Source organism: Pseudofulvibacter geojedonensis, assembly GCF_042675745.1.
GTDB lineage: Bacteria > Bacteroidota > Bacteroidia > Flavobacteriales > Flavobacteriaceae > Pseudofulvibacter > Pseudofulvibacter geojedonensis.
On sequence record NZ_JBHTJM010000009.1, the window covers coordinates 103,544 to 127,203 of the forward strand.

The window sequence follows — 23,660 nt, forward strand, 5'->3', positions numbered from 1 at the left end:
AACATCATTATTATGTATTCTTCTAAATTAGTGAAAAAAACATGCCAAACAATAACACTTTTATTAATTTTTTCTTAAAGTGAGCAAAATACTATTTTAAATCTGTTTTTCGTACTTTAGCCCTTACTTTTGTCTAAAGATTTACAATGAAAAAAAGACCCTTAATTTTAGTTACTAACGATGATGGAATTACAGCTCCTGGTTTAAGAAATTTAATTAGTGTAATGATTGAATTTGGAGATGTGTTTGTTGTGGCACCAGATAGTCCGCAAAGTGGCATGGGGCATGCCATTACTCTTGACTCAACCTTGCATATTGAATCTTTAATATTAGACGAAGGACCACAAATAGAATACAGTTGTTCTGGTACACCTGCCGATTGTGTTAAACTTGCCGTGAATGAAATTTTAAACAGAAAACCTGACTTATGTGTTTCAGGAATTAATCACGGGTCTAACTCTTCTATAAATGTAATTTACTCTGGAACCATGAGTGCTGCTATAGAGGCAGGTATAGAAGGTATCCCCTCTATAGGATTTTCTTTATTAGATCATAGTTGGAATGCTAATTTTGAACCTCTAAAAAAACACATTAGATCTATTACAAAAAATGTATTAGATAACGGGTTACCACAAGGAACAGTACTTAATGTTAATTTTCCTAAAAACAACATTAAAGGGATCAAGGTTTGTAGACAGGCCAAAGCCAACTGGGTTGAAGAATTTGACAAAAGGACTAACCCACAAGGAAAAGAATATTATTGGCTAACTGGTAAATTTGTAAACCAAGATAAGGGAGAAGATACCGATATTTATGCTTTACAAAACGGATATGCTAGTGTTGTACCCGTTCAGTTTGATTTAACTGCTCATCATTTTATACAAAATTTGAACACCTGGAATTTTAATGATTAAACAAAAAGTTTTTATTGGTTTTGTTATGGGGCTTTTATCTACAGTTATTGGAGCTTCGTTATGTACTTTTATTATATCTAAAGTTAAACATGGTGGTTTTAGCGAAACATTTATCAGTTTTCAGAATGATGAAAAATTATGGATGTTATTGGCATTAGGCGCTATTCCTAATTTATTATTATTTTTTTTCTTGCTAAGAAAAGATCTAGAATATAAAGCTAGAGGTGTTGTTTTAGCAACTTTACTTATAGCTTTTATTACCTATAGTCTTTATTTTTTATAAAAAAGCTGCCAAACAAATACTACTAGCTCATCTAAAAATATGTAGATTTGAACTAGATTCTTTTATACAACTAATAAATGAAGTACTACATTATAGCTGGCGAGGCCTCTGGAGATTTACATGCATCCAATCTAATGAAAGCCATCTTACAAAAAGATGTTTATGCCGAATTTAGGTTTTGGGGAGGAGATTTGATGCAACAAGTAGGTGGCACTTTAGTGAAACACTATCGTGAATTAGCATTTATGGGGTTTGTTGAAGTTGTAATGAATTTAAGAACTATTACCAAAAACATTGCTTTTTGCAAAAAAGACATTGAAGAGTACAATCCCGATAAAATCATATTTGTAGATTATCCTGGTTTTAATTTCAGAATTATGAAATGGGCAAAGCCTTTAGGCTATGAAACGCATTATTATATTTCTCCTCAAATTTGGGCTTGGAAAGAAGGTAGAATTAAAGATATTAAAAGAGATGTAGATCAATTATATGTTATTTTACCTTTTGAAAAAGAGTTTTACGAGGAAAAACACAATTTCCCGGTTCACTTTGTAGGTCACCCATTATTAGACGCTATTGCTAACAGAAAGCAGGTTGATGACTTTGAGTTTAGAAAAAAACATCGGTTAAACGATAAACCTATTATCGCTTTATTACCTGGAAGTAGAAAACAGGAAATAAAAAAAATGCTAAAGGTTATGTTATCTATAGTTGCCGATTTTCCAGATTATCAGTTTGTCATTGCTGGAGCACCAAGTCAAGATTATAGCTTTTATCAGCAATTCATCAATAATGAAAACATCAGTTTTATTTCAAATAAAACCTATGACTTATTAAGTTTATCTACCGCTGCTTTAGTTACCTCTGGAACTGCCACTTTAGAAACAGCTTTATTTAAAGTGCCTCAGGTAGTTTGTTATAAAGGAAGTGAAATATCCTATCAAATAGCCAAAAGAATTATAAAATTAGATTATATATCTTTGGTTAACTTAATATTAAACAAAGAAGCTGTTACCGAATTAATACAAGGAGAATTTAACTCTAAACAATTAAAAAAGGAGTTGAAAAGAATATTAAACACAAAACACCGTTATCAATTATTTAACGACTATTATGATCTAGAAAATGCTTTGGGTGGTAGTGGTGCTAGTAACAAAACGGCTGAATTAATTATTAATCAATCTAACAAGAATGCGTAAACATTATATACTGATATTTGTTTTAACTGTTTTATTGATTTCTTGTAAGTCTAAATCTAGAGTAGTAACTTCTAAATCTCCATCTAGTAAGCCTAAAACATATACTACTAAAAAACCAATAAATAGCTCTATACCAAAAAGCAACACAGAAAAACCCAATAGCAATTCAACTAACTCTGTAAGTACTTCGAAAAAAGCTGATAAAATTGTTAGTAAAGCCTTGAGTTTTAAAGGAACTCGATATAAATATGGTGGCACTAGTAAATCGGGAATGGATTGTTCTGGACTGATGTTTACATCTTTCAAATCTGTAAACATTCATCTGCCTAGAACTTCAATAGCTCAGTCTAACTTCGGAAAAAATATTAAAACCAAAAACATACAGAAAGGAGATTTATTATTTTTTAAGACAGGACGAAAAAATCAAATTAACCATGTTGGTCTTGTTATTAGTGTTAAGGGTAGAGATGTAAAATTTATACATTCATCTTCTTCTAGAGGTGTAATGATTTCTTCTTTAAAGGAAGGATATTGGTCTAATGCTTATACTAAAGCCAAAAGAGTATTAACTGATTTTAAAGAAACCGTTAATACCAAACCAACAGTAATTGCCAACAGTAATGGTTTAAAACACAAAGTACAAAAAGGAGACACCCTCTATAGCATTGCCAGAAAACACAATACTTCTGTAAATGCAATTATGAAAAGAAACAATTTATCATCTACCAATTTAAAGTTAGGCACAGTATTAATTATACCAAATAAATAGTTAACCTAATTTAGTGATATTTGCTTTTTGAGTAACTTATACTATGAAGTTGCTTAATTTTCTAATTATTAAAATAACTATTTGCCTTATTTTAGGCATACTAATAGGTTACTATTTTTGTCCTTCTAGCAGACTTCTTTTTCAAGTATTTAGCTTGCTTTTAATACTGTTTTGTTTTCAGTTTTTCTACACATTAAACAAATCCATTCAAAAGCCATTTTTTGGTTTATTAACCTATATCTTATTTCTTCTTATTGGATGTATAAGCACACACATTCAGACTCATAGTAATCAAAAAAACTATTATAATAAATATGCAGTGGCAGATAAGCCTAACTTAATTAATATTCAACTTTATAAAAAACTCAAACCCAGTAAATATCATCAGCGCTATCTAGGAAAAATTATTTATTTAAATCGGAAAAAAGCTACAGGAACTATTTTAGTTAATATAGCTGATTCATTAGAAGCAGGCATTGATTCTTGCTTTTTAAGCTATACCGCACTTACTCAATTTAGTCAAACTAAAAATCCTCATCAATTCAATTTTAAAGCCTATATGGCTAAAAAAAACATCAGGCATCAACTATTTTTATCAGCACATAACAGTAAAAATTATCTATCAAAGCCTACTATTTATGGTTATACCAATAACATTAGAAATCGAATCAATAAACACCTTCAGCCTCATATTAAAAACCCAAACAACTTAAGTATTATTAATGCTCTTTTATTGGGTCAGAGACAAGATATAAACGAAGATGTATATCAAAATTTTACTCAAGCAGGAGCTATTCATATTTTAGCCATATCTGGATTGCATATAGGTATTATTATGCTTTTATTAAATTGGTTATTAAAACCATTACAGAAGTTGCCTAAACTCAAGAAATGCATCCCTTTTATAATTATTACTCTTTTATGGTTTTATGCATTTATTGCTGGCTTATCTGCTTCGGTTGTGCGTGCAGTTACCATGTTTTCTTTATTAAGTATTGCTATTCATTTTAAACGCAGAACCAACACTTACAATACTTTATGTATCTCGGCTTTTATCTTATTACTTTGTAATCCAAATTATTTGTTTGACGTAGGCTTTCAATTAAGCTATACAGCAGTATTTGCTATTATAAGTATCAAGCCTTTATTTGATAAAATTTGGAAACCCAAAAACCTCGTTTTAAAGAAATTATACGATATTTTTAGCGTTTCATTGGCTGCTCAAATTGGCATAGTACCTCTAAGCCTTTACTATTTTCATCAATTCCCTGGGCTTTTCATGTTATCCAACTTAATTATTATACCTATTTTAGGAATACTACTTGTTTTTGGGTTTGTTATTATTATAACTGCTTACTTTAACATTTTGAATCAACTTGTACCTTTTTATGAGTATTTAATTGATTTACTTCAGGAGTTTGTTGCTTACATAGCTCAAAAAGAACAGTTTATTTTTGAACAGATATCTTTTAACAGTTTAAATTTAATCAGCTCTTATATACTCATTATATCGTTTGTTATTCTTTGGAATCGCTTTTCTGTAAAAAAGTTAGCTCTTGTATTGACTAGTATCATTATTTTTCAGTCGGCTTTACTATTTAATAAATATAAACACCAGAAAAAGAATGAATTAATCGTTTTCAATCAATATAAAAACACTTTAATTGGAATGAGAAATGGTCAATCATTAAACTATGCTTCTTCTTCTGAAAACACACGAAATAACATTAACAATTATATAATTGGAGAATTTATTACTGAACATAAAAAAGATAGTATTAAAAACATATATCTAGTCAACCAAAAGAAAATCCTTTTAATAGATTCTAAGGGAATTTACAAGACTTCCTATAAACCTAACATTGTAATACTAACTCAATCTCCTAAAATTAATTTGGACAGATTAATCAATAGTTTAAAACCAAACTTAGTAATAGCTGACAACAACAATTACAAAAGTTATGTTACTAGATGGAGATCAACTTGTAAAAAACAAAAAATCCCTTTCCACTCTACGAATGAAAAGGGATGGGTTGTAATTCGTTAAATAACCAATAAATAAATAAACTACAACTTAATCTTACCAATAATTTGGCTTATACTTTAAGATTGATTCTTTGGCAAGAATGGAGATATGCTCTCTATCCACTTAGTAGCACCACCTCTTACATATCCTGTTTTACCATAAGGTATAATATCTTTTTTAGGATTTGCTAAATCAGTAATTCCAAATAACCAAATGGTAGGAAAACCTCTAATTCCAAAGGCTTGCTCTAAAGACTTATTCAATGCAGCAGTTTCTGGATCTAATTTTTTCCTTCTAGGAAAATCTACTGTTAACAGTACTACATTTTCATTAGCCCACTTTTGAAACTCTTTTTTACTAAAAACTTCTTTATCTAAACGGATACACCAACCACACCAATCACTACCAGTAAAATTGGCTAGAATTGGCTTATTCGTCTGTTTAGAAACTTTAGCAGCTTCATCAAAATTATCGTACCATTTTGCTTCTTGGGCTACAGATGTTAGTCCAATAAAAAGCAAACATAAAATCAATACTTTCTTCATTATCTAATTTATTTTAAAAAACAGTCGCAAAAAGCTTGCCACCATTACAAGATACGAATTTTATCGTACCCCATGCATTAATTTCTTTAACACTGGGTTTAACGCCCATACCAAAATACCCGCAACAAATGGAACGATCGTAAATATTAAGAAGAATGTAGACAAACTATACTCTTTAGTAATATTCTCTATCTGACCACCAACTACAGCTGCTAATTTATTACCTATAGCAATGGCTAAATACCACATACCAAACATTAAAGCTATCATTCTAGCTGGAACTAATTTAGATACATAAGAAAGACCAACTGGCGATAAGCATAACTCCCCTAAAGTATGGAATAGATAAGCTAATATTAGCCAAAGCATACTTACCTTAACTCCTTCTTGAATTCCGTAAGAACCAAATGCCAACAACCCAAAACCAACAGCCATAATAATTAAACCTAAAGCATATTTACTAGCTGCAGATGGATTGTATTTAGATTCCCACCATTTAGAAAAGAACGATGCAAAAGCAATAATAAAGAATGAGTTTAGTATACTAAACCAAGAAACCGTTATCTCTACTTCGTTCTCTTTTACCTTAGATACTGTAGCATTAATTACACCATTATCTCTTCCTAAGTTTTTAGCATTGTCTCTAGCATAAACTAAACGTTCAGCATCTAAATAACCAAATGCAGAACCTTCATTATCTTTTGTTATTATTTGAACTTTATCTCCTACTTTAAACTCAGCTGGTTCTGCTACAGAAGTAACTTTATTAACAACTTTATCTGTAGAAGCTACTGTCATAGCTTCAGAAATAGGTTTATAACTAAATTGTAAAATACCTTTTTCATCTTTCTTCTGACTACCATCTTCGTTTAAAACAGGACTTTCAATAGCTTGATAAGTTACATCATAAGCTACAGTATTAAAATCTCTATTTAACATCCAACCTACAATACCCCACATTAAAGCAAAACAAACTACTAATGTTACGTTAGACATTGGTATTTTACTATACGTCTTCTTCCATAATATATACAACACATATGTAATAATTAACAACGGAATAACCGTTAATAAGGTATTAATTACATTAAAAGCAATTGCTGAGTTACCACTTAAAAGTCTATCTACATTATCTCTAGCAAATATTACTAATGATGATGCTCCTTGTTCAAAAGACAACCAAAAGAATACGGTAAAGAATGCGAAAATGATAAAAGCAATCATTCTGTCTCTTACTATTTTAGTATATCTACTTATTCTACTAATTATTAAATACAAGAATATTGCTAATGCAAATAATACTGCAACATACTGACCTTCCATAGATTCTGTTGCTAAAGCAGAGAACATATCTATACCACCTATTTTAGAAAGCGGATCATTAAATGCATATCCTAAACCTATAATAGAAGAAATCGCTATTAATATTTTATCTAAAGTTGTTAATGGATTTGGCTTTTCATCATCACTATCACTTACTCTAGCTTCAGAATGCTCTTCATTTATATTTTGTGGTAACTCAACTTCATGAACTTTAGTTGGTTTTGCTCCAATAGAACCAAATAAGCTACCAGCTAACCAGAACTGGATAGTTCCTAATAACATGAACACACCTGCAAGACCGAATCCCCATGCCCAACCAATCTTCTCGGCTAGGTAACCACATAACATCATACCAAAGAAAGCTCCAGCATTTACACCCATATAATAAATAGTATAAGCACCATCCTTTTTCTCAGGGTTCTCTTTATACATTTCAGATATAATAGACGTCATTGTTGGCTTAAAAAATCCAGTACCAATAACTAATAATGCTAAACCTATATAAAGAGATGCTTGTGTTTCAAAAGCCATAGAAACATGCCCCAAAGTCATGATTAACGAACCAACAATAACTGCCCAGCGATAGCCTGTAATTTTATCAGCTATAATACCCCCGATAATCGGAGTTATATATAATAACATGGCATAGGTACCAAAAAGTGCTCCAGCATTCTCTACACTCCACTCCCATCCAGGATTGTAGCCCACTAAAGCCATTGTTAAAAAGTTAACCAATAAAACTCTCATTCCGTAGAAAGAGAAACGCTCCCACATTTCTGTAAAAAACAAAACAAACAAACCTGCTGGATGCCCTAGCACTTTGTCTTTAAATAGATTTTGAATATCTGTATTCATTATTAAATTATATTAATTGGAGTTTATTAAAAAACCCATTAGCACTATTGCACTAATGAGGTTTTAATTATTTATATTTTAATTTATTCCTTTCATTAATTTTTTCAGTAATGGAACTAAGCATAACAATACAGCTGCACAACCTAATACTACATATACTCCCCATTGAAGGTAAACATCAACATAAGGACTTATTTGCTCTGCCATTGAAGCGTTTGCTTCTAATTCACCTACACTAATTAATTTTCCAATCTCAGTGGCCATTTTATTACCCACTGAATATGATAAGAACCAAGCTCCCATCGTAAAACCTACTATATGAGGAGGTGAAAGTTTCGTAATCATTGACAACCCTACTGGAGATAAGCACAACTCACCTAAAGTATGGAATAAATACATGAAAATTATTGCCCACACTACTATTTTTTCTCCTGAAGCAATAGCTGATTTAGCTCCAAATACAATAATTAAAAACCCTATAGCTAACAATACTAGAGAGTAAACAAACTTTAAAGGTGTACTAGGCTCTGCTTTAAGCTTATTCAACTTCATCCACAACCAAGCAAAAACCGGCGCAAAAACAATAATAAAAAGTGCATTTAATGCTTGAAACTGTGATGCTGGAATTTCTGAACCACCTATTGTTCTATCTACAAATCTATCAGTAATTAAAGTAAGTGTTCCTCCAGCTTGTTCAAATAATGCCCAAAACATGGCATGAAAAATAAATAATATAAGAACTACCAATAATCGAGAACCATTTTCATATTTAGTACTTAAATAAATTAAGTATCCTAACACAGCAATAGTAATTCCTGTAAGTCCAAATTTAAAAACATCGTCGTAACTAAATAATATAGCCCAAAGAGGGACTATAACAAAACTTAAAAGAATAATCAGCTTATTAAGACTTAAACCTGCAAAAAAACTTGTAGTGTCATATTTCTCATCTGGAACTAATCCTTTATCTCCAAAATGTTTTAGGTTTCTCCAAAATACAAACAACCCTACAAACATCCCTATTCCTGCTAGTCCGAATCCCCAGTGCCATCCAATTGACTCTCCTAAATAACCACAAGTTAATGCCGATAAAAAAGCTCCAACATTGATACCCATATAGAAAATATTATACGCTGGATCCTTTCTTGGGTCATCTTGTTCATAAAACTTTCCTAAGAAACTTGATATATTTGGTTTAAAATAACCCGTACCTACAACAATAAAAGATAATGCTATAAAAAAGAAAAACTCATTAGTCTCATCAATCAAACCTTGAGCAGCTAACACTATATGTCCTAAACTTATTAATACACCTCCTAGTAAAATTGACTTTCTAAAACCTAAGAACTTATCAGCCATCATACCCCCAATAATAGGTCCGAGATAAATAGACGCAGTATAAGTTCCATAAATCGCAAGAGATTTTACATCTGCTTCACCACTTGAAATTTGTTGAAAAACAATCTTCACCATGTAAAGTGTAAGTAGAGCTCTCATTCCATAATACGAAAAACGCTCCCACATTTCTGCGAAAAAACAAACGAAAAGTGCTCTAGGATGTATTTTACTATTCGTTTTTATAACGAATGGTATCCATATTAAACAAAAGATCCATCCGAAAATTATCAATCCTAATGAAAAATCCATATTATAAGTTATTTTTTATAAAGTTAGTCATCATAGTATATAGATGTAAACGTGTATTACCTCCATAAATACCATGGTTCTTATCTGGATACACCATATAATCAAATTGCTTATTAGCTTGTATTAAGGCTTCTGCCATACGCATAGCATTTTGCACGTGTACATTATCGTCTGCCATACCATGAACTAATAAATAGCTCCCTTTTAACTTATCTACATGATTAATTGGAGAATTATCATCATATCCACTTGCGTTTTCCTGTGGAGTTGTCATGTAACGCTCTGTATAAATAGTATCGTAAAAACGCCATGAAGTAACTGGTGCTACTGCAATTGCCATTTTAAAAACATCGTTCCCTTTTAATAAACAATTAGAAGACATGAATCCACCATAACTCCAACCCCAGATACCTATTCTATCTGCATCTACATAATTTCTTTTCGCTAATTCTTTAGCTGCAGAAATTTGATCTTCTACTTCGTACTTCCCTAATTCTTTCTGGGTTACTTTTTTAAAGTCTCTTCCTTTATAGCCTGTTCCTCTTCCATCAATACAAACAACAATATAACCTTGCTCTGCTAACATGTAGTACCAATAATCGTTAGAAGAATTCCATCGATTTGCTACTTGTTGACTACCTGGCCCTGAATATTGATACATTAACACTGGGTATTTTTTAGATGCATCGAAACTCTTAGGCTTAATTGTCCACATGTTTAAATCATTCCCATTTATTTTTATGGTAGAAAATTCTTTTGAAGCATAATCATATTCCTTTAATTTATCAGCTAAGGCCTGATTATTTTTAATTTCCTTAATTACTTTCCCCGTTTTCGCTGAGTTTAAAGTAAACTCGTATGGAGTAGTACTATTTGAAAAAGTATTGATATAATATGCAAAACTTGCACTAAAAGTAGCGTTGTTAGTTCCTGTTTTAGAAGACAAACGCTTTTTACCTTTCCCATTAATATTAACAGCATACACGTCTCTATTTATAGATCCGTTCTCTACAGACTGATAATAAATCATTCCTTTCTTTTCGTTGAATCCGTAATAATTAGTTACTTCCCAATTTCCTTTAGTAACTTGATTCAATAATTTTCCTGTTTTACTGTAGTGATAAATATGATTATACCCATCTTTTTCGCTTGTCCAGATAAAACTATTATCGTTTAAGAAAGTTAAATTATCTGTTACGTCTACATAAGCCTCGTCTGTATCTGTTAAAACAGTTTTGATAGAAAAATCTGTAGCATTTACAAACAACAATTCTAATTTATTCTGATGTCTATTCGTTTTCTGAACACTCAATATATTAGCATCATTTGTCCATTTTATTCTAGGAATGTATTCATAGTTGTTTACAGAAACATGAGTACTTTTTGCTTTATCAACATCATACATATGTAAAGTAACTATTGAATTTTCTTCTCCTGCTTTGGGATATTTAAAAACTTGTTGTGTTTGGTACAATTGATTTCCATACACATCCATAGAAAACTCTGGAACTTCTCTCTCGTCAAAACGCAAGTACGCAATTTTAGTTCCTGATTTATTCCATTCGAAAGCTCTTACAAAAGCAAATTCTTCTTCATAAACCCAATCTGTAACTCCATTAATAGTTTCATTTTTCTTACCATCAAAAGTTACTTGAACTTCTTTGCCTGTTTCTAAATTTTTGTAAAAAATGTTATTGTTATATACATAGGCTACTTTGCTTCCGTCGTTAGAAAAAGTAGGCTCTTGTATTTTTTGATTAGAAACCAAAGTGGCTTTTTTTGTTTTTGTATCGTATACATAATAGGTTCCTAATTGTGAATGACGATAAACAGGTACAGATTCTGTAATAAGCAACAACTTAGTTTCATCATTACTAAAAGTATAAGACCTAAAAAACGGAATATTGTCTATGTCTTTAGAATCTACTATTGTTGAAACCTTAGACAAAGTTGTATAACTATACTTGTCTACAGATGTACTCTGCGTAACTCTGTCGTAATTTAAAACACTGTAATGTTCTCCGTCTTTCATAGAATGGAGTGCATCCATATAGTTAGTTCTAAAGGCTCCTCCCCAAATTTCTTCTAATGTAAATTGCTTATCCTGAGCTGTTGAAGACCATGTTATAAACAAACATAAAACAGCTAAAATTGTATTGGATTTTTTCATGTTAATGAAGACTTTAATGTCTTATAAAATTTTAAAGTCGACAATATACTAAAACTAGCTGAGTTTAAAAGTTAAAGAAGTTGAAAAGTTTAGAGCTAAAAATTAATATTACATAGGCATTTTAAGTTCTTATTCTTAATCGTCTTCTAATTTCGAGTTCAACTTCATTTAACTATCTTTACAGCCTATTTTTAGTTAAATATTATGACCAAACCAATAAAAGGATTTTCAAAACTTTCTAAGGAAGATAAAGTAAATTGGATTGTTGATACATTTTTTAAAAACAATCCTAATGCCAAAAAATTAATTGAAAATTATTGGAATGACGACAGTAAGCTTCAACAGCTTCACGATGAGTTTATTGAAAACACAATTACCAACTATTACTTACCATTAGGTGTAGCACCCAACTTTTTAATTAATGGAAAGTTACACACAATACCTATGGCTATTGAAGAAAGCTCTGTAGTTGCTGCTGCTAGTAAAGCTGCAAAATTTTGGTTTGACAGAGGTGGTTTTAAAGCCAAAGTGATTAACACCGTTAAAGTTGGCCATGTTCATTTTATGTATGAAGGTGACAAAATCAAATTAAAAAATTACTTTGATTCAATAAAATCAAAACTGTTTTCTGATTCTAAATCTATCACTCAAAATATGGAAAAAAGAGGTGGTGGCATTTTAGATATAGAATTGAAAGATAAAACCGATAAGCTTGATAATTATTATCAACTTCATTGCTCCTTTGAAACCTTAGATGCAATGGGAGCAAATTTTATCAATTCTTGCTTAGAGCAATTTGCAAAAACCTTTAAATCAGAAGCTCTTAATTATCTTGAATTCTCCGAAGAAGAAAAAGATATTACCATTGTAATGAGTATTTTATCTAACTATGTTCCGGAATGTTTGGTTAGAGCAGAAGTTTCTTGTCCGGTTGAACAATTAAATGAAGACAAAGGAATATCTCCAGAAATCTTTGCTGATAAGTTTGTGAAAGCGGTTGAAATAGCTGAAATAGAACCCTACAGAGCTGTTACGCATAATAAGGGAATTATGAATGGAATAGACGCTGTTATTCTAGCTACAGGAAACGACTTTAGAGCTGTAGAAGCAGGAGTTCATGCCTATGCTGCACGAAACGGACAATATTCTAGTTTAACACATGCCTCTGTTGAAAATGGTATTTTTAAGTTTTGGATAGAAATTCCATTAGCTTTAGGTACAGTTGGAGGGCTAACCAACTTACACCCTTTAGTTAAATTAGCATTAGAGATGCTAGAAAAACCTAACGCTAAAGAACTAATGCAAATAGTTGCTGTTGCTGGTTTAGCTCAAAATTTTGGAGCCTTACGATCATTAACAACTACTGGTATTCAAAAAGGACATATGAAAATGCACTTAATGAATATTTTAAACCAGCTAGGCGCTTCTACACAAGAAAAGGCAACAATTGCAAAGCACTTTGAAAACAAAACAGTTAGTCATAGTGACGTAGTTAATAAGTATAATGAATTAAAAAACATAAATTAATTCATTTTGAACACTAAAGTATATTACAGTCACGGAAAATTTTTACTTACTGGAGAATATGTTGTTCTAGACGGAGTTAATTCATTGGCTTTACCCACTCAAAAAGGGCAATATCTTAGTGTTACCAAAATAGATAACCCTAAAATTATTTGGAGAAGCTACAATGAAAGTAGAAATGTTTGGTTTGAGGATGTGATTCAATTTAGTGAAATTTCTTCTGGTTTTATGAAGCCTCGAAATGACATTTCTAACACTTTATTGAAAATATTACAAACCGCTAAAGAATTAAACTCCCATTTTTTAAATACTAAGCAAGGCTTTTTAGTAACTACTAGATTAACTTTTAACAGACAGTTTGGATTAGGAAGCTCATCTACTTTAATAACCAATATAGCTAAATGGGCAAAAGTAAACCCATACCAGCTGCTTTGGAAGGCTTTTGGAGGGAGTGGTTATGACGTAGCTTGTGCAAATGCTAATTCGGCAATTACTTACCAATTGTCAAACACTAAAAAACCTAGTGTAAATAGTGTTAGTTTTAACCCTAATTTCAAAGACAAACTGTATTTTATATATCTTAATCAAAAACAAAACAGCAAGGAAGCTATATCTCATTACAGAACTTTAAGTACTGAAGAAAAAATCAAAGCATCTCAACAAATAAATGAGATTACTGAAAAAGTAATTAGCTCTTCTTCCATTCAAGAATTTAATGAGTTACTTAACAATCATGAGCTTATAATGAGTCTATTGCTACAGCAAAGAACCTGTAAAGAACTCTTATTTAATGATTACAATAATGGCATTATAAAAAGCTTAGGAGCTTGGGGAGGAGATTTTGTTTTAGTAAGTACTACTAAAAACGAAGATCTAAATTATTTTAGGCAAAAAGGATACTCCACCATATTCAATTACAAAGACATAATATTATAAAAAAACCTCTTGAATTTCATCAAGAGGTTTTTTTAAGTTATAACAATAATACATTTTAGTAATATCTAGATCTATTATCTTCAATCTCTACTTTTTTCTTTAAAGCTTTCATTACGCCAGAAACATTTGCTGGAGTAATTTTAGCGTACATTTTATATGAATCTAGCTTAGGTGCTTCTGTACGCTTAGTAACCTCTACTTTATAAATACCTTTTTCACCTTCTATTAAACCAGAAGTTTGACCAGATTCTAAAGCAAAAGCAGTTCCAACAACTAATGGCTCTCTACCTGCCCCTGGAATTGTAGGATTAGATAAACTTAATGCATTCGCCGTTTTAACATTCGTATTATTATTTTTAGCAATATCTTCTAAAACAGTAGATGTTATTTTGTCTTTAAGCTGCTTAGCTTTCACCTCTTTACGTAAAATTGGCAATACTGTTGCAGATGCTTCATCTGTACTCATTAATCCTTCAGCTTGCTTTTCTGTTAATTGAACTACCACAAAACTACCTTTAACATCAAAACGTCTAACATCTCCAACTTTAGTATCTTCATCAAACATCCATTTTACAATTTGTCTCTGAGAACCTTGTAAGCCTGGCAAATTATCAGCTAACTCAACCACTTTATTAACTGGACGTAACTGGTATTTTTTATCTTCAGCAACTTTAGTAAAGTCACCTGAACCAACCGCTACTTCAAAAGCAGTGGCATCGTTATATAAATTTTCTAAAGTTTTTTGCGAAGCTTCAACTTTAGTTGCAATAGTTGCTAATTGATACTTTTTCTCTTCTTTAGTATCTACAACTTTAATGATATGAAAACCAAAATCTGTTTCTACTAAACCAATAGAACCTTTATCGTTGTTGAAAACATAATCGTTAAATTCTTTTACCATTTGTCCTTCATTAAACCACCCTAAATCTCCTCCTTTAGTTTTAGACGGCCCGTCTGAGTTCTCTTTAGCAAATTCTGCAAATTCTTTATCAGACCCTTTAACTTCAGCTAATAATCTATTCGCTTCAGCTTTAGCTTCTTCTTTAGTTCTTTTTACTTCTGGGTTTGCTCTTGTAGCTCCTTCATAAGCAATTAAAATATGACTAGCTTTTACAGAAGGATCCATCTTAACTCCAGTTAATTTAGCCACCTTAGTAAAATCTCCCATTACATATGGTCCAAAAACATCTCCTATTTGCATAGAATCTACTTCTGTTTGAATTGGCTGATCTAAAGCACTTACTAACTTATATATGCTATCGTACTTAGTTTCAGAATTTTCTTCAACCAAAGCAATCATTTTCTCTCCTGTAGCTGCTTTTAAGGCCTCCATATTCTTCAACATCTTGGCTTTAGCAGCATCTTCATCTTCTTTAGAAGGTTTCTCTTCAAAATAAACAAACTGAATTGATCTGTTTGCTTCTTGCTTAAACTCATCTTTGTGAGCATTGATATACGACTGAATTTTGTCTTTAGAAATGGTAATTGTACTATCTGCAATAGAAGTGTATGGCAAGTACACATATTTCATATCAATTAAATCATTCTCCATTTTATAAGCCAACTCTCCAGCCTTTTCTGTTGGTAAAGAAGCAGCTTTTAACATTGCAGTATATAATTGAGTCTGACCAGATATAGCAATATTCTCTTCTGTTGCTTTCCAAGCTGCAGGGTTTTCTGCAACTCTCTGTTCTATCAACTCTTTTATTTTTCCTTCATCTAAAGTACCATCTTCTGCTTTAAATTCTGGGTTGTAAGTAAATTGACTTTTGATTAAGTCCCACATTTGATCTTTTTCAACACGAATACCTAATTTGTCGAATTCAGCTTTTTTAAGGATATTTTCAATCTGTTGATCATAAACTCTATTAACAGCTTGCATTTGGTTTTGAGAACCTCCTTGAGCTTTTACTTGCCTATCAAAATCTTCTACATAAACCACTTCATCGCCAACCTTAGCAACAAACTGCTTTCCGCCGCCATTATTAACAAAATCCATAATCTTACCTGGGTCTATTAAAAACAAAACAAGACCTAATGCGATAAGTATAATTAATAAAAAAGACTTCTCTCTAATTCTTCCTAAGATTGCCATTCTTCAAGTTATTTTAAAAAATTTAGTGAGCGAAAATACCATTTTCTAAGCGAAAATAAAAGGGAAATAACGAAATATTAATAGCACAGAAACTTAAGCGACAAGTAGTTTAAAAAGCAAATGTGTTTTTTCAATACAAAACCTCCTTAAACCACTAGTCTTCTATTACTTTTTGCAATTTAATTAAGTCTATTTTTGTATTAGATACTTCTAAGATTGTAAACTTATAGACTCCCACATAAACTTCTTCGTCTTGAGAAGGGATTTCCTCTGTATAAAACACAATTAATCCCCCAAGGGTTTCGTACTGTTCTGCCTTTGGCAAATCTAACTTATATGTTTCATTAACGTAATCTACTTCTTGCCTAGCCGAGAAAGTATAGGTGTCGTTTTCATGTTTTTCTTCTACCAAATCGATTGTATCATGTTCATCTTCTATTTCTCCAAACAACTCTTCTACAATATCTTCTACTGTCATCATACCAGATGTACCTCCATATTCATCTAATACAATAGAAATGCTTTTTCTTCTTTTAATTAACACATCTAACACATCACTCACCAACATGGTTTCAGGAACAAACTCTACTGGCAACAATATTGATTTTACCGTTCGAGGTTTTTTAAACATATCAAACGAATGCACATAGCCAATAATATCATCTATAGTATCTTTATACACCAAAACCTTAGAATACCCAGTTTCTACAAACAACTGTTTTACATTCTTAATACTCTCATGCAGTTCTACCGCAACAATTTCTGTTCTGGGCACCATTACTTCTCGAGACTTTACTTCGGCAAACTCAAGGGCGTTTTGAAAAAGCTGAATTTCTGCGTCCACCTCATCTGTTTCTGCTACACTCTCCATCTGTTCAGAAATATAATTTCCTAATTCTACTTTAGAGAAAGACAGTTGTACTTGATCTCCATCTGTTTTAAAAAATGTCTTTAAAACAAAATCTGATATCCACATTACAAACAATGAGACAAAGTGAAACAACAGGTAAAACAAATATGCTGGTAATGCAAAAAACTTAAGCAGAGAATTGGCATAAATTTGAAAAAACACCTTTGGCAAGAACTCTGCAGTAATTAATATAACTATTGTAGATATAACTGTTTGAATTAACAAACTAAAATTCATTACGAAGTATTGCAAAAGTTCGCTAGAAAACTGTAGATTTAATAACCAGTTCATTATCAAATCTCCCATAAACAAACCATAGATTACAAGAGCTATGTTATTTCCCACTAACATAGTGGCAATAAACTTAGACGGCTTTTCAGTTATCTTAGCCAAAACCTTAGCTAAAAACCCCTCTTTTTTCTTTTCTAACTCTATGTGTATTTTATTAGACGAAACATACGCCATTTCCATACCTGAAAAAAAACCAGATAGCAACAACATAGAAATAATAATAAGTAACTCTATCAGCATATTAGGTAAAAATACAAAAACCTTGTAAGAATACAACTTACAAGGCCTTTATGAAATATTTAAACATTTAAATTATTTGTTTTTATTCTTGTTTTTATAATACTCATCAAAACGCTTGCGATATTTTCTATTAAAGAAAAACTTAAATATAGCCATAGCAGCTGCAAATAAAAATATCAGCGCCATTTGCCTATCTGAGCCCCATAAATTCACAACTTGATATAAAAATATGGCTGCAAAAATAATATATAATACCTGAAATATGTTTCCCAATTTATTCATTCAATTTATTTTATTTAGCAAAAAGAACAAACTTCTATTCTATTTTACTTTTTAATGATATTCTCTAAAATTATTAATTGGTTATTTTTTGATGTATTGCTCTCCGTCATTATCAAACGAGCTAAAAACAGTAAAATCTGCATTAGCATCAAACCCTCCTTTGCCTATGTTATACCCTCCATCTTCTGCCTCATACTTGTAGGGTTGATTGGTAAACAGCCACTCGGTTTTTTGGTCGTAATACAACTGATCTGCCAGTAACTTTTTACCATCATGAGTAAACACCTGAACATTACCTCTTAAATCTATTAATTGTGTTTTATTATACACAACCGCTTGGTCGGCTTTTACAGTAGTTTTATTTCCATTCTCATACAAATATACCACCAATCCTTCTGGAAAAGAATTATACGCAAACTCCTTATTGCTAAAATCTAACATTTTGGCACTTATTAAATGAGCTCGCAACTTACCCGAATCGGTATGCTTTAAATTGATATTTTCTGCAATTCCAGCAGGTGCTAACGTAGCTCGTTGCATTCGCTTAATATCATCATAATTATCTTGACAAGCATAAAAAAAGACTGCCACGATCAATATCGTAACAGTCCTTATAAATATATTTGTATAGCTATTCATTATAAACTAGGAACAGTAACCGAACTACCTATCCAGCAACCAAAAGTTACTTTATCTCCTGGCTTGTACTTACTATTGGTAAATATATCTTGCTTGCTAGGTGCTTTTGCTCTGTAATTTGCTGCTAATTTAGAAGCATATGACTTTAACGAGGCATCTACTCTACCAGCTTTATCAGCTGTATTAGCAGCCAACCAATATACTGCTCTTTTCTCAAAAGTTGTAGAACCACAACTGTTAGCCGAGCTTGCGTACATCTTTGCAATTAAAGTATAAGCTCTTCCCATAGATGGACTCTTTGCCAATGCTTTGTTAGCATAAGCTCTTGCTTTTCCTTTAGCTCCTTTTTTACTATACATAACTGCTAACCTGCTGTAGTATATTTTAGCTTTGTCGTAGTTATCTGTAGATAAATCTGCAGCTTCATTATAGTACTTATCAGCATCTGCTGTTTTACCTTTCTTCTGATTTAAGATACCTAAATATAATGCTGATTTAGCAGATGGCTCTAACTCATGAAAAGAAGCAACTAACTTAGCAAATATTGGAGCATCAGAACAATCTTTCCCTGCTAATCTGCTTGCCGCATTACGCAACCAAGTTGAATTGGTTTTGTTAGCTTCATAATTCTTCTCAAACAAAGGAACCAAGTTATCACATTCAGCTCTAGTACCAATCTCTTTATCAATACCTCCTGATATTTGATCGTAAGCACTTACAAAAGACGAATAACTATTTAACTTTCTAGTTTCTTTTTTAGTAATAGTACCCGCTTCTTCTTTTACTAATAAAGCATCTTTCTTACTAGAAAAGTTTTTTCTTTCATCTTCAACCTTATCAGTAACCTTAGTATACATATCAATTAAATACTGAAAGTCTTTCGTTTTATTATCATATAATCCAACAGCTAGCTTAAAATAAGTGTATAATGATTTTGGATTCTGAAATGTTTTCGCATCTTTTTCATATGCTTCATCAAAAACATTAAATTGTTCTATTGGTGTACCAAAACCTTCATCGAACATTAATTGTCCCATTTTAGCTTTTGTTTTCCCCACAGGGAATTTTTTAGGCATGTTAGCCATACTTTCCTTATACAAAGACATTAGGTCTTTTATTGCTGCAGTTTTGTCTGCACCAGTAGACTTTTTAATCTTGTTTTTTAAGATTTTTTCTCCGTATACATATATAGCGTTATTTAGCTTCGGACATGTTTTTCTAACAAACATCCATGGCTCCATTGCCGCATCATAATTTTTCACTTTAGCAGCTTCTGTAAATATAGAAAGTTTTTCCATACACTCTTCGTTCTGTTGAGCGCTTACTGCAAACGCTAAACAAAACAACGCTAAAAATAAGTTAATTTTGGTCTTCATAAATTTCAGTTTTAAGGCTTGTTAATCTATTTTTCTTCTTTGGAACCATTTATCGTTAAACGACAAACTCACTCCAACATTTATAAAATTTTCTCTTACTATATCTTTGTCTTTAGTTCCTCTACTACCATATTCTATCATCAGGTTGGCATTAGAGAACATTTTACCAACTGGTAATCCTACACCAAAAGACATGCCAAACTCTTCGATATCTTTTCCTTTAACAACTAAACCAGTTTTTTCAAAACGTGCTCCTGCTCTATACACAACTCTTTTCCAGTAGCTTGTTAAAGAATTGTATTTTGGTATGTAAAACCCTCCTATGGCATATTTTGAACCATTTGTATAACTAGCATTTACATTACTACTTATAGTTACAGGAACTCTAAATCTAGTTGCTGGAAAATCATTAGAACCAATTTGTGCAATATCTATCCCTAGCATCCATTTTTTGGGTTGACTAATAGCTACTCCTGCACTAAATATAGAAGGTAATTTGTATGTTGTTTCTGCATCATTACCCAAATCAACTACTTCTGTATCTCTGTAAGATGGCAACCCTGTTGAAGGACTCCAAGTAACCGAAGACAACAATTGTTGGTTTTCAGATTTTAATGACATTTCTGGACTATAGGTTACACCAGTCATTAATTGCAACTTATCATTTAACATCTTTTGATATGCCATTCCAAATTTTAAAGACAAACCAGATAGACGAGACTTATTATACTCTCTTGCGTCATAAGGATCTATATCTGCTTCTATAATTTCAAATGCTTCTTGCTCTATCTTACCAAAATTATAATTGATATCTGCTCCTACAGATAAACTTTTAGTAATATTATATCCTGCAGCTAAAAACACTTTACTTACTCCACCCGAACCTTCAAAACGCTTAGATCCTGCTTCTGCTGTAAACGGATTGGTAAACCCTGTTTTATACCCAACAGAACTATACGGCATTAACCCAAAACTAACGGCCATGTTTTTCATTGGCAAACCAACTGCTAGGTAATCTAAACTAGTAGAAGCACTATTTGCTTCTTCTGTATTTGTTTTTAGCATATTAAAATTTTGATTCCCTCCTACAGAAAAAGTAGTCAATCTTAATTTACCTAAACCAGCCGGGTTTTGTAGATTTAAATGTATACTATCTGAAAATACACTTATACCACCCATGGCTCTATTTTCTACTGTACCTCTAAACTTCAATTCTCCTAATCCATAAAATGAATAAGGCGAAGAAGTTCCTTGTTGTGCAACCATTTGTAATGAAAACATAGTTGCAAAAACTATTACAAGATTTTTAATCATTTAATCTTTATTGATTTCTAAAATTACGTTCAAACCTTCCAGTAAAAAATTCGAATTGGCAAATATGCTACTTTTTAAACTTTTAGCCAAGAAATTCGTGTCGCCACCTGTTAAAATTACCGTTAATTCTTTATATCGGTTTTTATATTGAGTTATAACGCCATCTATTTCTTGTACCAAACCATTTACAACTCCTGAATGCATACTTGTAGCTGTAGAATCTCCAATAAAATCTTCTATCTGTTCTGGTTTTAAAAGCGGCAATTTAGCAGTTAATTTGTGTAATGCCTCATAACGAATTGTTAAACCTGGTGAAATTGCCCCTCCTAGGTATTCGTTATTACTATTTAAAAAATCAAAAGTAACGCAAGTTCCAGCGTCTACAACTAATATGTTTTTACCTGGATACTGATGAGCTGCTGCTGCAATTAGTGCAATTCTATCTACTCCTAAAGTTTTAGGAGTGGCATATAAATTCTTAAAAGGTATTGCTACATCCTTATTTAACACTAATAATTTGGCTTTTTTATCTATCTCATTTAATCCCTTTTCATCTAAATGAGCTACTGAAGATATAATAGCATGACTTATATCTGGATCATTTTTAAGAATTTTTAAACTTTTATTCAAAAGATTCTTCTTCTCTACAACCCATCTCTTTTTTAAGCTATTGTTTTCATAAACAGCTAGTTTAGCTCTTGTATTACCAACATCTATAATTAAATGCATCTGTATTTTTTTAAAAAGCTAAAGATACGGAAGAAAAAAAAGAAAAAAATGTTTTGCTTAAGTAAAAAACAGTCTTATATTTGCACCCGCAATAGCACTGGTGCCTTAGCTCAGTTGGTAGAGCAAAGGACTGAAAATCCTTGTGTCCCTGGTTCGATTCCTGGAGGCACCACCAGAAAAGCCTTAAACAATTGTTTAAGGCTTTTTTTTGATCTTTACTTTCTACAATGAAACATAAAAAAAAGAGATAAACAGAAGTTTATCTCTTTCTTATATTAGTTTAAAATATATTATTGCTCTACAATTTGAACAGCATCAACTTGCCATGTAGCAGCCCCACCAGATGTAGTTGAAACATATTTAAATGCCACATATACATTACCTCCAACAGCAGCAGACAAGTCTAAATCTCCTGATTGAGTCCAAGACGACCAACTTCCAGTATTAGTATCTAAAGTTGGATTTAAAGCCGTCCATGTAGCTGTACTTGGATCTCCCATTTCATCGTAATCTACAGAATAATAAACCTCTAAATCTAAACCACTATAACGCTTAAGGTTTTCAAAAGACAATATTGGCGTAGTTGCACTAGACAAATCTATTGCTGGAGATATTAACCAATCTTCGTTATCTTGAGGACCACCGCTAAATCCAGACATACGAGCTACAGGATCAGAAGCATTAAAAGTATCTATATACCAGTTTTGAGAACCAATAACACTGATGTTTTCCCAAGCATCTAAATTTGCAAAGTCTTCAAAAAACAACGGATCACATCTATTCTCTGAAAAATTAAAATCTTCAACATCTCTAATAAATAATTGCTTGTCTGAATTATACTGAGCAAGTACTGCAACTAATGATCCTTTTAACTGAGGCATTAACTGATTTTTAAAATCGGCAAAACCACTATTTCTCAATATAATTGTTGAGTTATCTGCACAACTGATTATATTTCTATTAACAGAAAAAGTATTATCTGGGTTAGCATATGCATTCCCTACTTCTGAAACAGGTACCTGAACATCGTCTAACTGAATTAAAACACTGTTAGAAACTAAACCAGCTTGCACATCAGCAATAGTTGTTAACTTAGGCACAATAGTAGCCACTTCTGTAGAACGAATAATGCTATTTGGAGCTTCTAACTCGGGAATTCTTTCTAAATCAACACCACTCGCTTTACCAATTGCCATCACTCCATTAGAATCAGACAAAGCTAAACCAGCTAGTTTAATATAAACTTTTCTACCTAAATCATACTTTAAGTAAGTATCCGTCATGTCAATATCAATTCTAAATCCTAAAGTTGGATTTTCTGGTGCATCTTGAACATACACATTCTTATAGATATTACCTGATTGATCTGAAGACACCACGTAACCCTCTAAAATTAAATCTGAATCTTCAGGAAAAGTCACTATAGACCCTGTATACATTTGTGATACAATTGCAAACGTAGTGTTTGCGGTTAAACCAGGATCAACCTCAGTAATAACTGGTGTATTAAAATCATCGTCTTGCACGCAAGCTGTAAAAGCTATAGCTGCAATTAAAGCGGTTATTATTTTTAAATATTTTATTGTTTTCATT

General features: G+C 31.8%; 19 protein-coding genes and 1 tRNA gene. 8 read left to right on the forward strand and 12 right to left on the reverse strand.

Annotated elements, in window-relative coordinates; all coding sequences use genetic code 11:
• Nucleotides 1–146: 146 nt before the first annotated feature.
• The 5 genes from surE to ACFQ1O_RS09995 all read left to right on the forward strand — a co-directional run bounded on the left by surE (nt 147) and on the right by ACFQ1O_RS09995 (nt 5,212).
• Nucleotides 147–914: a 5'/3'-nucleotidase SurE gene (gene surE / locus ACFQ1O_RS09975; RefSeq protein WP_377715877.1), complete on the forward strand. Its 768-nt coding sequence runs from the start codon at nt 147–149 to the stop codon at nt 912–914.
• Entirely contained in the window at nt 907–1,197 is a 291-nt protein-coding gene (locus tag ACFQ1O_RS09980; protein WP_377715878.1) for a hypothetical protein, read from the forward strand. The genes surE and ACFQ1O_RS09980 overlap by 8 nt, the downstream gene beginning before the upstream one ends.
• A 77-nt stretch (nt 1,198–1,274) precedes the next feature.
• A complete protein-coding gene (gene lpxB, locus ACFQ1O_RS09985; RefSeq protein WP_377715879.1) occupies nt 1,275–2,396 on the forward strand; it encodes a lipid-A-disaccharide synthase in 1,122 nt (373 codons plus the stop codon).
• On the forward strand, nt 2,389–3,165 hold the full coding sequence (locus ACFQ1O_RS09990; protein ID WP_377715880.1) for a C40 family peptidase: 777 nt from the start codon (nt 2,389–2,391) through the stop codon (nt 3,163–3,165). Before lpxB ends, ACFQ1O_RS09990 begins: the two co-directional genes overlap by 8 nt.
• 43 nt (nt 3,166–3,208) lie before the next feature.
• The gene (locus ACFQ1O_RS09995; RefSeq protein WP_377715881.1) at nt 3,209–5,212 is read left to right on the forward strand and encodes a ComEC/Rec2 family competence protein; all 2,004 of its coding nucleotides are present in this window, start codon (nt 3,209–3,211) and stop codon (nt 5,210–5,212) included.
• Nucleotides 5,213–5,268: 56 nt separating this feature from the next.
• On the opposite strand, the gene ACFQ1O_RS10000 is transcribed toward ACFQ1O_RS09995, so the two are convergent.
• The 4 genes from ACFQ1O_RS10000 to ACFQ1O_RS10015 all read right to left on the reverse strand — a co-directional run bounded on the left by ACFQ1O_RS10000 (nt 5,269) and on the right by ACFQ1O_RS10015 (nt 11,731).
• On the reverse strand, nt 5,269–5,736 hold the full coding sequence (locus tag ACFQ1O_RS10000; protein WP_377715882.1) for a thioredoxin family protein: 468 nt from the start codon (nt 5,734–5,736) through the stop codon (nt 5,269–5,271).
• A 60-nt stretch (nt 5,737–5,796) separates the two neighbouring features.
• Nucleotides 5,797–7,914: a peptide MFS transporter gene (locus ACFQ1O_RS10005; protein ID WP_377715883.1), complete on the reverse strand. Its 2,118-nt coding sequence runs from the start codon at nt 7,912–7,914 to the stop codon at nt 5,797–5,799.
• Between the two features lie 78 nt (nt 7,915–7,992).
• Nucleotides 7,993–9,561: a peptide MFS transporter gene (locus ACFQ1O_RS10010; protein WP_377715884.1), complete on the reverse strand. Its 1,569-nt coding sequence runs from the start codon at nt 9,559–9,561 to the stop codon at nt 7,993–7,995.
• Between the two features lies 1 nt (nt 9,562).
• Nucleotides 9,563–11,731 carry a S9 family peptidase gene (locus tag ACFQ1O_RS10015; RefSeq protein ID WP_377715885.1) on the reverse strand — a complete coding sequence of 723 codons (2,169 nt, stop codon included), beginning with the start codon at nt 11,729–11,731 and terminating at the stop codon, nt 9,563–9,565.
• Nucleotides 11,732–11,935: 204 nt separating this feature from the next.
• Here ACFQ1O_RS10015 and ACFQ1O_RS10020 point away from each other — a divergent pair, with 204 nt between their 5' ends.
• Nucleotides 11,936–13,258 (forward strand): hydroxymethylglutaryl-CoA reductase, degradative, encoded by a 1,323-nt coding sequence (locus tag ACFQ1O_RS10020; protein WP_377715886.1) that lies wholly within the window; start codon nt 11,936–11,938, stop codon nt 13,256–13,258.
• Between the two features lie 6 nt (nt 13,259–13,264).
• Nucleotides 13,265–14,191 carry a GYDIA family GHMP kinase gene (locus tag ACFQ1O_RS10025; RefSeq protein WP_377715887.1) on the forward strand — a complete coding sequence of 309 codons (927 nt, stop codon included), beginning with the start codon at nt 13,265–13,267 and terminating at the stop codon, nt 14,189–14,191.
• A 55-nt stretch (nt 14,192–14,246) separates the two neighbouring features.
• Here ACFQ1O_RS10025 and ACFQ1O_RS10030 read toward each other — a convergent pair whose 3' ends face one another.
• From ACFQ1O_RS10030 to ACFQ1O_RS10060, 7 genes are all read right to left on the reverse strand, one after another.
• Nucleotides 14,247–16,286: a peptidylprolyl isomerase gene (locus ACFQ1O_RS10030; protein WP_377715888.1), complete on the reverse strand. Its 2,040-nt coding sequence runs from the start codon at nt 16,284–16,286 to the stop codon at nt 14,247–14,249.
• 154 nt (nt 16,287–16,440) lie between these two features.
• On the reverse strand, nt 16,441–17,727 hold the full coding sequence (locus tag ACFQ1O_RS10035) for a hemolysin family protein (protein WP_377715889.1): 1,287 nt from the start codon (nt 17,725–17,727) through the stop codon (nt 16,441–16,443).
• A gap of 72 nt (nt 17,728–17,799) precedes the next feature.
• The gene (locus tag ACFQ1O_RS10040; protein ID WP_377715890.1) at nt 17,800–18,009 is read right to left on the reverse strand and encodes a hypothetical protein; all 210 of its coding nucleotides are present in this window, start codon (nt 18,007–18,009) and stop codon (nt 17,800–17,802) included.
• Between the two features lie 81 nt (nt 18,010–18,090).
• Nucleotides 18,091–18,648 carry an LPS export ABC transporter periplasmic protein LptC gene (gene lptC, locus ACFQ1O_RS10045; RefSeq protein WP_377715891.1) on the reverse strand — a complete coding sequence of 186 codons (558 nt, stop codon included), beginning with the start codon at nt 18,646–18,648 and terminating at the stop codon, nt 18,091–18,093.
• Nucleotides 18,648–20,024 carry a tetratricopeptide repeat protein gene (locus ACFQ1O_RS10050; RefSeq protein ID WP_377715892.1) on the reverse strand — a complete coding sequence of 459 codons (1,377 nt, stop codon included), beginning with the start codon at nt 20,022–20,024 and terminating at the stop codon, nt 18,648–18,650. The genes lptC and ACFQ1O_RS10050 overlap by 1 nt, the downstream gene beginning before the upstream one ends.
• A 21-nt stretch (nt 20,025–20,045) precedes the next feature.
• Nucleotides 20,046–21,338 carry an outer membrane protein transport protein gene (locus tag ACFQ1O_RS10055; protein ID WP_377715893.1) on the reverse strand — a complete coding sequence of 431 codons (1,293 nt, stop codon included), beginning with the start codon at nt 21,336–21,338 and terminating at the stop codon, nt 20,046–20,048.
• The gene (locus tag ACFQ1O_RS10060) at nt 21,339–22,067 is read right to left on the reverse strand and encodes a type III pantothenate kinase (protein WP_377715894.1); all 729 of its coding nucleotides are present in this window, start codon (nt 22,065–22,067) and stop codon (nt 21,339–21,341) included. It abuts the gene before it with no gap.
• Nucleotides 22,068–22,166: 99 nt separating this feature from the next.
• Here ACFQ1O_RS10060 and ACFQ1O_RS10065 point away from each other — a divergent pair.
• Nucleotides 22,167–22,242 (forward strand) — tRNA-Phe (locus ACFQ1O_RS10065).
• Between the two features lie 115 nt (nt 22,243–22,357).
• Here the strand turns inward: ACFQ1O_RS10065 and ACFQ1O_RS10070 are convergent.
• Entirely contained in the window at nt 22,358–23,659 is a 1,302-nt protein-coding gene (locus ACFQ1O_RS10070; RefSeq protein WP_377715895.1) for a DUF5689 domain-containing protein, read from the reverse strand.
• Between the last annotated feature and the right edge of the window lies 1 nt (nt 23,660).

Bases quoted from the DNA above. Each gene is read 5' to 3' on its own strand.
- lpxB (WP_377715879.1), top strand. From the start codon at position 1,275: ATGAAGTACTACATTATAGCTGGCGAGGCCTCTGGAGATTTACATGCA.
- ACFQ1O_RS10055 (WP_377715893.1), bottom strand. From the start codon at position 21,338: ATGATTAAAAATCTTGTAATAGTTTTTGCAACTATGTTTTCATTACAA.
- ACFQ1O_RS10050 (WP_377715892.1), bottom strand. From the start codon at position 20,024: ATGAAGACCAAAATTAACTTATTTTTAGCGTTGTTTTGTTTAGCGTTT.
- surE (WP_377715877.1), top strand. From the start codon at position 147: ATGAAAAAAAGACCCTTAATTTTAGTTACTAACGATGATGGAATTACA.
- ACFQ1O_RS09990 (WP_377715880.1), top strand. From the start codon at position 2,389: ATGCGTAAACATTATATACTGATATTTGTTTTAACTGTTTTATTGATT.
- ACFQ1O_RS10015 (WP_377715885.1), bottom strand. From the start codon at position 11,731: ATGAAAAAATCCAATACAATTTTAGCTGTTTTATGTTTGTTTATAACA.
- ACFQ1O_RS10000 (WP_377715882.1), bottom strand. From the start codon at position 5,736: ATGAAGAAAGTATTGATTTTATGTTTGCTTTTTATTGGACTAACATCT.
- ACFQ1O_RS10005 (WP_377715883.1), bottom strand. From the start codon at position 7,914: ATGAATACAGATATTCAAAATCTATTTAAAGACAAAGTGCTAGGGCAT.
- ACFQ1O_RS10035 (WP_377715889.1), bottom strand. From the start codon at position 17,727: ATGCTGATAGAGTTACTTATTATTATTTCTATGTTGTTGCTATCTGGT.
- ACFQ1O_RS10030 (WP_377715888.1), bottom strand. From the start codon at position 16,286: ATGGCAATCTTAGGAAGAATTAGAGAGAAGTCTTTTTTATTAATTATA.
- ACFQ1O_RS10020 (WP_377715886.1), top strand. From the start codon at position 11,936: ATGACCAAACCAATAAAAGGATTTTCAAAACTTTCTAAGGAAGATAAA.
- ACFQ1O_RS10040 (WP_377715890.1), bottom strand. From the start codon at position 18,009: ATGAATAAATTGGGAAACATATTTCAGGTATTATATATTATTTTTGCA.
- ACFQ1O_RS09995 (WP_377715881.1), top strand. From the start codon at position 3,209: ATGAAGTTGCTTAATTTTCTAATTATTAAAATAACTATTTGCCTTATT.
- ACFQ1O_RS10010 (WP_377715884.1), bottom strand. From the start codon at position 9,561: ATGGATTTTTCATTAGGATTGATAATTTTCGGATGGATCTTTTGTTTA.
- ACFQ1O_RS09980 (WP_377715878.1), top strand. From the start codon at position 907: ATGATTAAACAAAAAGTTTTTATTGGTTTTGTTATGGGGCTTTTATCT.
- ACFQ1O_RS10070 (WP_377715895.1), bottom strand. From the start codon at position 23,659: ATGAAAACAATAAAATATTTAAAAATAATAACCGCTTTAATTGCAGCT.
- lptC (WP_377715891.1), bottom strand. From the start codon at position 18,648: ATGAATAGCTATACAAATATATTTATAAGGACTGTTACGATATTGATC.
- ACFQ1O_RS10060 (WP_377715894.1), bottom strand. From the start codon at position 22,067: ATGCATTTAATTATAGATGTTGGTAATACAAGAGCTAAACTAGCTGTT.